General features: G+C 62.8%; 13 protein-coding genes. 3 read left to right on the top strand and 10 right to left on the bottom strand.

Going from position 1 to position 12,201, the window contains the following annotated elements; translation table 11 throughout:
* The first annotated feature begins 7 nt into the window (after positions 1-7).
* The 3 genes from EN943_RS10580 (at position 8) to EN943_RS38795 (ending at position 2,882) form a co-directional block, all read left to right on the top strand.
* A complete protein-coding gene (locus EN943_RS10580) occupies positions 8-739 on the top strand; it encodes a LamB/YcsF family protein (protein ID WP_127412563.1) in 732 nt (243 codons plus the stop codon).
* 95 nt (positions 740-834) lie between these two features.
* Positions 835-2,217, top strand: coding sequence for an aspartate aminotransferase family protein (locus tag EN943_RS10575; protein ID WP_127412562.1), 1,383 nt, complete (start codon positions 835-837; stop codon positions 2,215-2,217).
* Positions 2,214-2,882 (top strand): nuclear transport factor 2 family protein, encoded by a 669-nt coding sequence (locus EN943_RS38795; RefSeq protein ID WP_127412561.1) that lies wholly within the window; start codon positions 2,214-2,216, stop codon positions 2,880-2,882. The genes EN943_RS10575 and EN943_RS38795 overlap by 4 nt, the downstream gene beginning before the upstream one ends.
* Positions 2,883-3,038: 156 nt before the next feature.
* On the opposite strand, the gene EN943_RS10565 is transcribed toward EN943_RS38795, so the two are convergent.
* From EN943_RS10565 to pxpA, 10 genes are all read right to left on the bottom strand, one after another.
* Positions 3,039-4,232 carry an ABC transporter substrate-binding protein gene (locus EN943_RS10565; protein WP_127412560.1) on the bottom strand — a complete coding sequence of 398 codons (1,194 nt, stop codon included), beginning with the start codon at positions 4,230-4,232 and terminating at the stop codon, positions 3,039-3,041.
* Between the two features lie 43 nt (positions 4,233-4,275).
* Positions 4,276-5,367, bottom strand: coding sequence for a branched-chain amino acid ABC transporter permease (locus tag EN943_RS10560; RefSeq protein ID WP_127412559.1), 1,092 nt, complete (start codon positions 5,365-5,367; stop codon positions 4,276-4,278).
* A gap of 4 nt (positions 5,368-5,371) precedes the next feature.
* A complete protein-coding gene (locus tag EN943_RS10555; RefSeq protein ID WP_027036291.1) occupies positions 5,372-6,277 on the bottom strand; it encodes a branched-chain amino acid ABC transporter permease in 906 nt (301 codons plus the stop codon).
* 1 nt (position 6,278) lies between these two features.
* A complete protein-coding gene (locus tag EN943_RS10550) occupies positions 6,279-7,013 on the bottom strand; it encodes an ABC transporter ATP-binding protein (RefSeq protein WP_127412558.1) in 735 nt (244 codons plus the stop codon).
* Positions 7,010-7,762 carry an ABC transporter ATP-binding protein gene (locus EN943_RS10545; protein ID WP_127412557.1) on the bottom strand — a complete coding sequence of 251 codons (753 nt, stop codon included), beginning with the start codon at positions 7,760-7,762 and terminating at the stop codon, positions 7,010-7,012. Before EN943_RS10545 ends, EN943_RS10550 begins: the two co-directional genes overlap by 4 nt.
* A 249-nt stretch (positions 7,763-8,011) precedes the next feature.
* A complete protein-coding gene (locus tag EN943_RS10540; protein ID WP_127412556.1) occupies positions 8,012-8,983 on the bottom strand; it encodes a biotin-dependent carboxyltransferase family protein in 972 nt (323 codons plus the stop codon).
* Positions 8,973-9,848, bottom strand: coding sequence for a carboxyltransferase domain-containing protein (locus EN943_RS10535; protein WP_127412555.1), 876 nt, complete (start codon positions 9,846-9,848; stop codon positions 8,973-8,975). Before EN943_RS10535 ends, EN943_RS10540 begins: the two co-directional genes overlap by 11 nt.
* 10 nt (positions 9,849-9,858) lie before the next feature.
* A complete protein-coding gene (locus EN943_RS10530) occupies positions 9,859-11,223 on the bottom strand; it encodes an acetyl-CoA carboxylase biotin carboxylase subunit (RefSeq protein WP_127412554.1) in 1,365 nt (454 codons plus the stop codon).
* Complete coding sequence (locus EN943_RS10525; RefSeq protein ID WP_027036285.1) at positions 11,223-11,456, bottom strand: acetyl-CoA carboxylase; 234 nt, start codon at positions 11,454-11,456, stop codon at positions 11,223-11,225. The genes EN943_RS10530 and EN943_RS10525 overlap by 1 nt, the downstream gene beginning before the upstream one ends.
* A 66-nt stretch (positions 11,457-11,522) precedes the next feature.
* A partial coding sequence (gene pxpA, locus EN943_RS10520) for a 5-oxoprolinase subunit PxpA (protein WP_127412553.1) occupies positions 11,523-12,201 on the bottom strand: 679 nt, incomplete at its 5' end.

Here is a 12,201-nt window from a genome sequence, read left to right as displayed (position 1 = left end):
GCAAACCATGGTCACCCTGAACTGCGACATGGGCGAAAGCTACGGCAACTGGCGCTTCGGCGACGATGCCGGCATCATGCCTCATATCGATTGCGCCAACATCGCCTGCGGCTTCCACGCCTCCGATCCATGGACGATGCTGAAGACCGTGCGCCTCGCGCTTTCGCATGGCAAGCGGGTCGGCGCGCATCCCTCCCTTCCCGATCGTGAGGGGTTCGGCCGGCGCGAAATGAAACTTCAGCCGGAGGAACTTACAGCCGCGTTCCTCTACCAAATCGGTGCTCTGACAGGGATGTTGGCCGCCGAGGGCGGGCAACTCAGCCATGTCAAGCCGCATGGCATCATTTACGGCATGGCCGCTCACGACGTGGACACTGCCCGGGCAATTGCCGCGGCGGTCAAGCCGTTCGGCGTCCCTCTCTTCGGCATGGCGGGAACCTGTCACGAGACGGCGGCAGCCGAACTCGGCGTTGCCTTCGTGGGCGAGTTCTTTCCCGATCTTGCCTACGCTCCCGGCGGCAGCCTGATCATCCCGCGCGTCCAGTCGGCCATCGACCTGACGCTTGCCGAGCACCGCATGGTGGGGGCGCTTAGCCGACACGAACTCGTCACGACGGACGGCACGATCCGCCCGGTCGACTTCGACACCGTCTGCATCCACTCCGATCCGCCGAATGCGCGTGACGTCGCCGCGCTGATGCGGCGGATCATCGACACGCATTCCAATGGCCTGCCATGATTCATTCTCCCGAATCGTGAAAGCTCCACGCACGGGATCGAGGACTATCTCGAACTCACTGCCCGAACCATTTCCCCAAGCCGCTGAGGACTTCCATGGATGCGCTTTCCAACTCTCTCGCCGCCGCCGACATCGCCACCACAATGCACCCCTACACCAACCTGCGTCAGCACGAAGAAACCGGGCCGCTGATCATCAGCCGCGGCGACGGCATCCGCGTGTATGACGAGCGCGGCAAGGAATACATCGAAGGGCTCGCTGGGCTGTGGTCGGTGGGCGTCGGCTTTTCGGAAAAGCGGTTGGCCGACGCTGCCTATCAGCAAATGCTGAAGCTGCCCTACTACCACACCTTCTCCTCCAAGGCGCATGAGCCATCCATCCGGCTCGCGGAGAAACTCGTGGAGATGACGCCGGAAAACCTGACGCGTGTCTTCTTCACGTCGTCGGGCTCGGAAGCCAACGACACCATCGTCAAGATGATGTGGTTCATGAACAACGCGCTGGGCCGGCCCAAAAAGAAGAAATTCCTGGCTCGGACCAAGGGCTATCACGGCATCACCGTCGCCTCCGGCAGCCTGACAGGCCTGCCGGTCAACCACCGCGACTTCGATCTTCCGGCGATTCCCGTTCGCCACCTGACCTGCCCGCACTTCTATCGATTCGGCATGGAAGGCGAAGACGAAGCCGCCTTCACGGCGCGCCTGCTCGCCGAGCTGGAAGCGGTGATCGCGGAAGAAGGGGCTGACACCATCGCAGCCTTCATAGGAGAGCCGCTCATGGCAGCCGGCGGCGTTCTGCCACCACCGGTCGGTTACTGGGAAGGCGTGGAGAAAATCTGCCGGGCAAATGATATCATTCTGATAGCAGACGAGGTGATCTGTGGTTTCGGGCGGCTTGGTACGCCCTTCGGCGCTCAGAAATACGGCTTCACGCCTGATATCATGACGGTCTCCAAGCAAATCACGTCGTCTTATATGCCGCTTGCCGCCGTCATTTTCTCCGATGCGATCTATCAGGCGATCGCCGACAACACCGCAACGATCGGCAATTTCGGCCACGGCTTCACGGCGTCGGGTCATCCGGTCGCGACGGCAGTGGGTCTCGAAAACCTCGCCATTTTCGAGGAGCGGGACCTGATCGGAAACGCGGCCCGCCTTGAGACGTCGTTCCAGGCCGGCATCCGCTCGTTCGCCGATCACCCGCTCGTCGGCGAAGCGCGGGGCACCGGTCTTATCGGCGCCGTGGAGCTGGTGGCAGACAAGGCGACGAAACGCCCTTTCACCAAGGTTGGGCGCGCAGGGAGTATCGCAGCAGGGATCGGCCACGAGGAAGGCCTCATCTTCCGCGCCATCGGCGATCAGCTCGCGCTCTGCCCGCCGATGATCTCGACAGAAGACGATGTGAAGGAAATCATGACGCGCATGGGCCGGACGCTTGAGCGCCTGACCGGTGCGGTCGCCAAGGAGGGACTTGAATGACCCGCATGAAAGCCGAACCGGTTGTCCATATCGACGACGAACGCTTTCGGGTCACCGAATGGCGCTTTGCCACCGGGGCCGAGACCGGCTGGCACATCCACGGACATGACTACGTCATCGTGCCGCTTACGGACGGCAAGCTCGGTCTCGAAGGCCCGGACGGCGCGCAGTCGCAAGCCGCTCTCACCCAAGGTGTGCCCTATTCGCGGCGGACGGGTGTGGCACACAACGTCATCAATGCCGGCGATGCGCCGCTCGCCTTTCTGGAGGTCGAGGTCGTTGAGGCCGGCGACCTCGCAGCCAGGCGGCTCGCCGTGCTCGACCGGTTCCTCGCGGCCTGGAACGCCCGCGACGTGGGCGCACTGATGGATTGCATGGCTGAAACTTGCGCTTTCCACGGCTCGGCTGGACCCGATGCCGAAGGGCGCAAGCATATGGGGCGTGACGCCGTGCGCGCCGCCTATGCAGCGCTGTTCGACGCTTTCCCGAAAGCCGCGTGGACCAGCGGACGCCACGTCGTGACGGGCGACACCGGGCTTTCATCATGGCGCTTCGTCGGCACCACAGCAGCGGGGCAGAAAATCGAAGTCGACGGCTGCGATATCTTCGCTTTCTCGGGGGAGCTCATAGCGCTCAAGGATTCCTACCGCAAAGCGCGAGGGTAGCGAAAATCTGAATTCATCGGGCGACGAGGGCGGTCCAAGCGGGCCGCCCTCGTTTTTTGTCCAAAGGCAAGATCCTCAAAAGATGAAAGGGCCGGTCGTCCCAAAGGAACCGGGCCTTTCGCATATGAAGGGCCGGACTTATCCGGCCCATCTTTCCTACTTGAGCAAGGCTTCCATCGGCACCGGCTCGGAAATCGTCCAGTTGCCTACAACACCCGGCTTGCCGGCCTTGGTCTCGACGATCAGGTACCGCGTCTGGTTCTGGTGATGCAGTTCCGGCGTGAAGGTACGAGGCCCGAACAGCGTCGGCTCATTCTTCATCTTTTCCAGTTCCGCGACGACGGCGTCGGCATCCGTCGTGCCTGCACGCTCCACCGCCTTGGCCCAGACGTCGACCATGACGTAACCCGGAAAGACATACTGGCTCGAGGGATCGGCGCCTGTCTTCTGCTTGTAAGTGGCATTGAACTTCAGCACTTCCGGATTGGGATCGTCGCCATAGATCGAACCCTGAACGGGGACGTAGAAGTTCGTCAGATCGGGCACAGCCGAGAGCCAATAGCTACCGTCGACGCCGGAGCCATTCAGGATCATGGAGTTGATGCCCGCGGCGCGAAGCTGCTTGATGGCCGAAACAGCGCCCGGCATCATCGTGCAAAGCATGATCGCATCCGGCTCCTTCGGCAGCGACTTGATGCGGGTGATCTGCGCGGCGATGGAGGCGTCCTCGTTCTTGAAGGTGTCTTCACCGACAAGCTTCGCGCCCTGGGCTTCGAGCTTCGGCATCATCCAGTCGAAGCCGTCGCAGATGCCCTTGTTGTAGGCCGTCCAGGTATCGAGCAGACGATAGAAGTCCTTTGCGCCCTTTTCCTTGAATGCCCACTCGGCCATGGTCGCGCCCTGCACGGGCGCCAGCACCGACGCGGAGAAGCTGTGCGGGCCGACACCCTGGATACCGGCCTTGACCGATTCCGCGCACAGGAAGAAGGAGATACGGCCCGCGTCCTCGGCCGCGAGCGCAGCCGGCGATCCGAAGTCGTAGTCGCAGGAGACGACCACGAGATCGGCACCCTGGTCGAGCACGGAGAGGCCCGCCTTGGCGCCTTCGGCCCGGTCGGACTTGGTGTCGGCCTTGACGACCTTGATCTGCTTTCCCAGCAGACCGCCAGCCGCATTGATCTCGTCGATGCGGATCAGGGCCGCTTCCTGCGCAGGTTTGTCATAGGCTTCCATGAAGCCCGACTCCGCAGTGGCGAAGCCGATGACGATGGTCTTGTCATCGGCCAGGGCCGGGTATGCGATGGACATCGAGGCCAGAGCGGTTGCGACAATTCTCATTTTGTATGTCATGCACGTCTCCTTTTTTGTTTTCCGGTCGGGCTTGTGCCGCCGGTCACTTGTTGCGACTGCTGCGAGGTAAGGTGAGTTCGCGGTTGCCCATGAGTCCGGATGGGCGAAGCGCGAGGATCACGATCATGATGACGCCGAGGGCTATTTCCTGAACCCCTTTCGGGAGGGCGAAAGTGGACTCGCCGAGCGATACGCCTGCCTCCAGCCAGCGCAGCGCCTGGATGAGGGCGGACAGCAGGACGACACCCACCACCCCCCCCGAAAGGCTGCCCATGCCGCCGACGACGAGCATGGAAAGGGTGATGAAGGTGAGACCGAGATAGAATGTATCGGGTGTGACCACGCCGATGGAATGAGCCATGAGCGCACCGCCCAGCCCCATCACCGCGCCCGATACGACGAACGCCACCAGTCTTTCCCTGGGAATGTCTATACCGGAAGCCGCGGCGGCGGTGGGCTCGTCGCGGGCAGCACGAAGGGCCAGGCCGGACCGGGAGATCGCGTGCGCCCAGGCGATGAAGATTGCGACCACGGCGCCGATGAGATACGGCCAGATCACGCGCACGATCGGAATGCCGACGACCGATGAGGTCGCTCCGGTCACGCTCTCCCAGTTGGAATAAATTGTGTTGATCATGGCGAGCATCGCGAAGGTCGCGATCGAAGCCGCGATGCCCGATAATCGCATCAGCACCCGCCCGAAGATGAGAGCGGCGAGGGCGGCGAACAATGCCGCCAGCACGGCCGATTGCCAGTACGGCAATCGGGTCGCCAGCAGCCATTCGGGCAGTCCCGGCAGCGAGCCGCGTTTCATCATCGGATTGATGGTGAGCCACGCGGCCGCGTAGGCGCCAAGGCAGGTGAAGCCGATATGCCCGAAGCTGAGAACGCCCGAATTTCCGATAAAGATGTATAGGCCCACGACGAGGATGACACGGACGAACACGTCGATCACCGTCTGGTTGAAGGGCCGCGATCCGGTCATCACCGTGATCAGCGCGATGGCCAGCAGCAGCAGAGAAAGCAGGACCGGCGTCAGGATTGTGCGGCGGGCAAGCGCGAAGCGGGCGGGCTTTCGCTCGGCAGCCGGGGCACCGGCAGCGGTAGAGTTGGTGAGGGAGGCGGCGACACCCATGAAATCAGACCCTTTCCTTGGTGCCGCGCGCGGCAATAAGTCCCTGTGGGCGGAAGAGGAGGACGAGGATGACCGCTCCGTAGACAAAGGCATCACGGAATGGCCGGGCGTCGATGGGCAGCATGACCTGCATGATCACCGAGGCGGCACCCAGCAGGAAGCCGGCGAGCACGGCCCCCCCAAGGCTGCCGAGGCCGCCAATGACGGTGGCGATGAAGGCCATCAACATGATCGAGGCGCCCATCTGGATGTCCAGCGTGCCTGTCTGGGCGCCAAAGATCAGTGCAATGGCGGCGGCCAACGCGCCGGAGAGGGCGAACGCGCCCATGATGACCCGGTTCGCTCGTACACCCAGCATGCGGGCCATCGAGAAGTTCTCGGCCGCCGCCCGCATCTCCAGGCCGAAGCGGGTTTGACGCAGGAACAGCGTCAGGCCGATCAGGATGACCATCGTGGCGACGATCGTTATGAGCTGGAGGAGGGGAAGCCGGGCACCAAGGATCTCCACCGGCTGGGACAGTTCGGGCAGCAGCGAGATCGATTTCGGCCGACTGGAGAAAAGCATGAGCAGGAAATAGCGAATGACGAAACCGAGCGCGAAGGAGGCGATCATCATGGTTGCCGGATTTGCCTGGCGGAACCGCCTGAAGACGACGATTTCGCACAGCACCGACAGCCCGGCCCCGCAGAGGAGGACGAAGGGGACCAGCAGATACCACGGCAATTGGCCGGCGAAGACGATGGCCATGGCGTCGGTTGACGGCCACAGCAGCGCGAAGACGCAGAAGGCGATGACGTCGCCATGCGCGAAGTTCACCAGCCGCATCACGCCGAAGATGAGGGCAATGCCAAGCGCGCCCAGCGCGTAGAGCGAACCAAGCGAGAGTGCGTCGAACAGGATCTGGAGCATCTCAGTGGTCCTCGTAGCCGAAATAGGCAGCCTGGATCGCCTCGCCATTGCCGAGCGTCCGCGCATCGCCATCGAGCACGATCTGTCCGCCACGCATCAGGATCATCCGCCCGCCCACCATCATCGCGCGGGCCGAGCTCTGCTCAACGATCAAGAGCGTGAGCTGGCGCTGCGCACGCAGCGCGATCAGCCGCTCGTAGACCTGGTCGTTGATGTTGGGGGCGAGGCCAAGTGAAGGCTCGTCGATGGCTACAAGCCGCGGATTGGTCATCAGCGCGCGTCCGATGACCAGCATTTGCTGCTGCCCGCCGGACAGCAATCCCGCCTGCCCATGCCGCCTCTCTTTCAGCATCGGGAAGGTTGCGTAGACGGCTTCGAGTTCGTCGGCCGCTCGGCTGCGCCAGCCGCGTTCGCGGGCGTGCATGCCGGTTCCGACCAGAAGGTTCTCTTCGGTCGTCAGCGAGCCGAAGACATCGCGCCCCTCCGGCACCATGGAGAATCCGAGCCGGGCGATGTTCTCCGGCGCCTGGCCGGTGATCTCCTGACCTGCAAGGTCGATCCGGCCGCCCGCCACCGGCGTAACACCGGCGATCGCGCGCAGCAGCGAAGACTTCCCGGCTCCGTTCGGGCCGGTGATGAACAGGATTTCTCCCTCGTCCATGGAGAAGGAGACATTGCGGACCGCCGTGAGACGGCTGTAGCGGATGGTGATATCGGAAAGGGCGAGCAGGCTCATTCCATCACCTCCAGCACAGGCAGGTCGGTGTTCGCGGCCGTGCCCATATAGGCGTGGCGCACCTTCTCGCTGTCGCGGATCGCGGCAGGCGGGCCTTCCTCGATGATCGCTCCGGAATCGAGCACGACGATATGCTGGCAAAGGCCGAGCACCAGCCCGACATTGTGCTCGATGAGCAGGACACCGCAGCCGAGATCGCTGGCGATGTGTCTTATCAGGGCGGAAAGCTCCCGCGCCTCCAGTGCGCTCATGCCAGCCGCGGGCTCGTCGAGCAGGATGTATGCGGGCCGTCCCATCAGGGCGCGGCCAATGGCGACGCGGCGCTCGTCCGTATATGGCAACGTTCCGGCGATGCGGGTGCCCAGCGCACCGATGCCTATCCAGTCGAGCATCGCTTCCGCTTCGGCGATGGCAGCGCGCCGGCTCATTCCCAGGCCAACGCCGGTCACCTCCAAATTGTCCAGCACAGGCAGGTCGCGGAAGAGCCGCCCACCCTGGAAGGTGCGGGCGATGCCGCGCCGCCGGACCTGATGCGGCTTGAGACCCGTGAGTGCCGCCCCGTCGAGCTTGATGGTGCCTTCCGTCGGTGCCTGGAAGCCGGTCAGCACGTTGACGAGCGTGGTCTTGCCAGCGCCATTCGGGCCGATGAGGCCACTGATGCGGCCGGGCGTAATTTGGAGGTCTACCGATGACAGGGCCTTCAGCCCCGCAAACGATACCGAGACGTTCTCCGCGCTCAGATGACTCATGACCCTTTCCTTCTTTCTACCGACGGAAAGGCGCAAAGCATCCGGCCTTGCGGCCAGTCACGTTGCAAATGTCTTCCCCTGTCGGTTCCGGCGGTCTCTAGCGGACTGCTCGGGTGCCAAATTCACGCCGTTGCCCGGCGTCGTCTTGTCGTTTCGCGCACCGGATTTTGTCTTCCGCCACGCACGGTCGGTTTTGGCCGGCCGATCTCCTCGCCTCCGGCTCCTCCGCCGGCATTTTCCCGGCTGACGTCAGCCGGCCAGATGCCCTTCAGCACGCGCCAGCGCGGCGCGCTGTTCGGTTCGCGCGGCAAGCGCGTCTTCCAGCGTCACCGGAACGAAGCGCGCCGGGGTGTGCGGCTGGAGTTGGGCGATAAGGTCCATGTCGGCCGATATCACCACGCCCAGCATCATGTACCCGCCACCCGAAACCGCGTCCCGGTGAAGAACGATCGGCTCCGTGCCACTCGGCACCTGGACAGATCCGTAGGGATAGCAGGCATCGACGATGTTCGAGGGGTCGGAGCCCGCACCGAAAGGCTGCTCGCGCTCGACGAACTCCAGTGGCGTCCCGCCCCGGAAGCGATAGCCGATGCGGTCGGCTTCGGGTGCGACCTTCCAGGTTTCCTCAAAGAACCGATTGCCGGCAGCTTCAGTGATCCGATGCCAGTACATGCCGGGAAGCATTCTGAGTTCCGCCGGACTATTGCGTGCACGGCGCAGATTTGCAGGCAGTGAAAGACCGGCTTTGCCGGAACCTTCGCCGAGAGGAAGCTCATCACCCGCCTTCAGCGTGCGGCCCTGATGGCCGCCGAGTGCGCCCAGAATGTAAGTCGAGCGCGAACCGAGAACCACGGGTACGTCGATGCCGCCGGAGACGGCCAGATAAGCGCGCGCGCCGCCCTTGAGGAAGCCGAAGGAAAGCCGGTCACCGGCCTTCACCGGAAAACTTTCCCAGGTCGGCCGTTCCTCCCCATTGAGTTTGGGTGGGAGCTCTCCACCCGTGACGGCGACGACCGCGGATTGGGTGAATTCGAGTTCGGGGCCCATGAAAGTGGCTTCGAGCACCGCGGCACCCGGGTCGTTGCCGACAAGCAGGTTTGCGATGCGTGTCGCAAAGCGGTCCATGCCGCCGCCTTCTGGAATGCCGACATGATAGTGGCCTGGTCGGCCAAGATCCTGCACGGAAGTGGAGAGGCCGGGAGAGATTACCTTAACGGCCATTGATAAGCTCCATCAGCTTTGCATTGGTGCCGTAAATGTCGCTGTTGAAATCCTTCAGGCTGAAGGTGCACTCGCGAACCGTCGGCTGCCACCGATTGGCTTCGATTTCCTCAAGCGTGGCGTCGTAGTCATCGCGGCCAATGGCCTTGAACTTGACGATGTCGCCTGGCTTGAACAGGCACATGTCATCGGCGAGGTAGCGCACCTTCCTGGTCGGGTCGTAGATCGGGGCCGGGGTTATGCCATACATCTGGTAGCCGCCAGCGCCGCGTACCGAATAGATCGCTGCAAAGCAGCCGCCATGGCCAATGGTGAGCTTGGGAGTGTCGGTGCGTGGACGCAAGTATTTCGGCGCTTGAATTTGTTTCTTGCGCTCAACCATCTGGTACAGGAAGGGCAGTCCGGCGACGAAGCCGACCATCGATACGAACCAGGGCTGGCCGGAATAGGCCGCGATAAACTCTTCCACCGTGGCGTAGCCATTGATGCGTGCCGAATATTCAAGATCCGTGGAGGAGGGGTCCTGGTGGCGCTCGCGGAAGCGCAAGCAGGTTTCACGCGTCCATGGATCCTGGAAATAAACCGGCAGTTCGATGATCCGGGTCTTCAGCACCGGGTCCGTCTTCGAGGCCGCCTCTTCCATCGACTTCAGTTCGCTGAGCAAATCCTGCGGCTTGACGATGTCGGGGTTGAAGCGAATCTGGAAGCTGGCGTTGGCTGGGCAGATCTCGGTGACGCCTCGGATGCCTGCCGTACGCACCGCGTTGGTCATCGAAAGGCCGGTAAAGAAGGAGGTGAGCGACATTTCTTCGGACACCTCGCCGAAGATATGTTCGTCACCGCCGAAGTTGAATCGTATCGACATCGGTCCCTCCTTAACCCGCCAGTGCTGCGGCGTTTTCGATGAGCCAGCCTTCCAGCCAGCGGGTATGCACGTCTCCCGCCCGCACCGCCGGATCGGCGGCCAGCGCAAGAAACAGCGGCTTGGTGGTCTTGAGCCCGCCGATCTTCAGCTCATTGAGCGCGCGGATCAGGCGCACTATCGCCGCCTCGCGCGTCTCTGCATGCACGATCAGCTTGGCAAGCAGCGAGTCATAAAAGGGCGGTACTTGATAGCCTTGGTAGAGCATCGAATCGAAGCGTACGCCCGGACCGCCGGGAATGCGAAGCTCGGCCACCTGCCCGGGGAATGGCGCGAACTCCTTCGCCGGGTCTTCGGCATTGAGCCGGACTTCGATCGCATGCCCCTTGACGGAGACATCGCCTTGCCGAATCCGCAGCTTCTCGCCGCCGGCGATGCGAAGCATGTCCGCAACGAGGTCGATGCCGGTGATCGCTTCGGTGACCGGGTGCTCGACCTGGATACGGGTGTTCATCTCGATGAAGTAAAAGCGGTCTGCTTCATCGTCATAAAGATACTCTACCGTGCCGGCACCAGAGTATTTGACCGCCTTGGCCAAAGCGACCGCCGAAGCGCAGAGCTCTTCGCGCAGCCTGTCTGAAAGTGCGCGCGACGGCGCCTCCTCCCAAACTTTTTGGCGTCGCCGCTGCAGCGAGCACTCCCGCTCGTAGCAGTGGATGGCATCGCTTCCGTCTGCCAGCACCTGCACCTCGATATGGCGGGCCTTGCCGATCACCTTTTCCATGTAGAGACCACCGTCGCCAAAGGCGGCGAGGGCTTCTGCTTCGGCCTGAGGAAAGGCTTGTTCGAACTCGGCGAGCGAGTTCGCGATGCGGATGCCCCGCCCGCCGCCGCCTGCCGCCGCCTTGATCATCACCGGAAAACCGGTTGCGGCCAGCACCTCGTGGCCAGCCTTGAGGCCCTCGACCCGACCAGCCGAGCCAGGCACCACAGGGACACCTGCAGCGGCAGCGGCCGATCGCGCCGAGACCTTGTCTCCCATCATCCGGATTGCATCTCCCGACGGGCCGACGAAGACCAATCCAGCGCCTGTGACCGCGTCGGCAAACGCGGCATTCTCGGCAAGGAACCCATAGCCTGGATGAACGCTGTCGCAACCGGTGTCGCGGGCAGCCGTCAGAATCGCTTCGACATTGAGATAGGACTTCTTTGCGGCTGGTGGGCCGATGTTGACCGCTTCGTCCGCAAGCTGGACGTGGAGCGACTCGGCGTCTGCGGCCGAATACACCGCCACGGTGGCGATCCCCAAATCTTGCGCGGCCCGGATGATCCTGACCGCTATCTCGCCCCGGTTGGCAACCAGAAGCTTTTTCAGCATCAGTCGAGATCCGCAATAGGTGCGCCGGCCATGATGGGGTCCTCATTGTCGGCAAGGAAGCGGATGTTCGTACCGGCCGTCTCGGCCCTCACTTCGTGGAACGACTTCATCACTTCGATGAGACCGATTACGTCTCCGGCGGACACCGCGTCGCCATCCGCCTTGTAGGGCGGCTGGTCTGGCGAAGCGCTGCGATAAAAAGTGCCGGGAAGAGGCGAAAGAATCTGGGCCATAAAAAGCTCCGGAAAACTGCGGACAGACTAATTTGGAACCGCCCGCGCGGGCGGGTTCGGTCGAGTTCAGTGCCAGGGAGCGATTGCGGTGCGCACGGCCTTGGCTATTTCGATGGCGTTCGGCGTATCGGAATGCACGCAAATGGTTTCGCAGCGTACGGGGAAGAAACTGCCGTCCTCTGCCGTGCCCTCGCCCTCTTTGATGGCGCGTACGCACCGCTCGGCCATCTCTGCGGGGTCCTTAGCGTCATGAACGCGTGTCAAGATCAGCTTGCCGGAGGCATCGTAGTCGAGATCGGCATAGAACTCGGCGACGAATGGGATACCGCGCTCTTGATAGATCTTCTCATGCAGGGTGCCCGTCATGCCGAAGAGGGGTACGCCGAAAACCTCTGCCGCGTCGCACACGCCATGGGCGATTGCCTCCTGCTGCATGGCCATGAAGTAGAGGCTGCCATGCGGCTTGATGTGGTGGAGTTGCACACCCTCGGCCTTGAGGAAGCCGGCAAGGGCTCCCACCTGGTAAATGATGGTGTTCCTGACTTCTTCGCGGGTCATCCGCATCTCGCGCCGGCCGAAACCCTGAATGTCGGGCAAGCCTGGGTGGGCACCGATCTTTACGCCACTCGCCTTGGCGCTGCGGACGGCGGCGTGCATGTGATCCGGATCGGAGGCATGAAAACCACAGGCGACATTGGCAACGTCGATGATCGGCATCATGCCGATATCGTCGCCAACCTTGTAG

The organism is Mesorhizobium sp. M7A.F.Ca.US.006.01.1.1, from assembly GCF_003997935.1.
Taxonomy (GTDB): domain Bacteria; phylum Pseudomonadota; class Alphaproteobacteria; order Rhizobiales; family Rhizobiaceae; genus Mesorhizobium.
The sequence above is the reverse complement of the archived record's forward strand: the minus strand, read 5'-3'. Positions and strand labels throughout refer to the sequence as shown.

Coding starts and splice junctions, on each gene's coding strand:
- EN943_RS10560 (WP_127412559.1), bottom strand. CDS start 5,367: ATGGGTGTCGCCGCCTCCCTCACCAACTCTACCGCTGCCGGTGCCCCG.
- EN943_RS10540 (WP_127412556.1), bottom strand. CDS start 8,983: ATGGCCGTTAAGGTAATCTCTCCCGGCCTCTCCACTTCCGTGCAGGAT.
- EN943_RS38795 (WP_127412561.1), top strand. CDS start 2,214: ATGACCCGCATGAAAGCCGAACCGGTTGTCCATATCGACGACGAACGC.
- EN943_RS10565 (WP_127412560.1), bottom strand. CDS start 4,232: ATGACATACAAAATGAGAATTGTCGCAACCGCTCTGGCCTCGATGTCC.
- EN943_RS10530 (WP_127412554.1), bottom strand. CDS start 11,223: ATGCTGAAAAAGCTTCTGGTTGCCAACCGGGGCGAGATAGCGGTCAGG.
- EN943_RS10555 (WP_027036291.1), bottom strand. CDS start 6,277: ATGCTCCAGATCCTGTTCGACGCACTCTCGCTTGGTTCGCTCTACGCG.
- EN943_RS10550 (WP_127412558.1), bottom strand. CDS start 7,013: ATGAGCCTGCTCGCCCTTTCCGATATCACCATCCGCTACAGCCGTCTC.
- EN943_RS10580 (WP_127412563.1), top strand. CDS start 8: ATGGTCACCCTGAACTGCGACATGGGCGAAAGCTACGGCAACTGGCGC.
- EN943_RS10575 (WP_127412562.1), top strand. CDS start 835: ATGGATGCGCTTTCCAACTCTCTCGCCGCCGCCGACATCGCCACCACA.
- EN943_RS10525 (WP_027036285.1), bottom strand. CDS start 11,456: ATGGCCCAGATTCTTTCGCCTCTTCCCGGCACTTTTTATCGCAGCGCT.
- EN943_RS10545 (WP_127412557.1), bottom strand. CDS start 7,762: ATGAGTCATCTGAGCGCGGAGAACGTCTCGGTATCGTTTGCGGGGCTG.
- EN943_RS10535 (WP_127412555.1), bottom strand. CDS start 9,848: ATGTCGATACGATTCAACTTCGGCGGTGACGAACATATCTTCGGCGAG.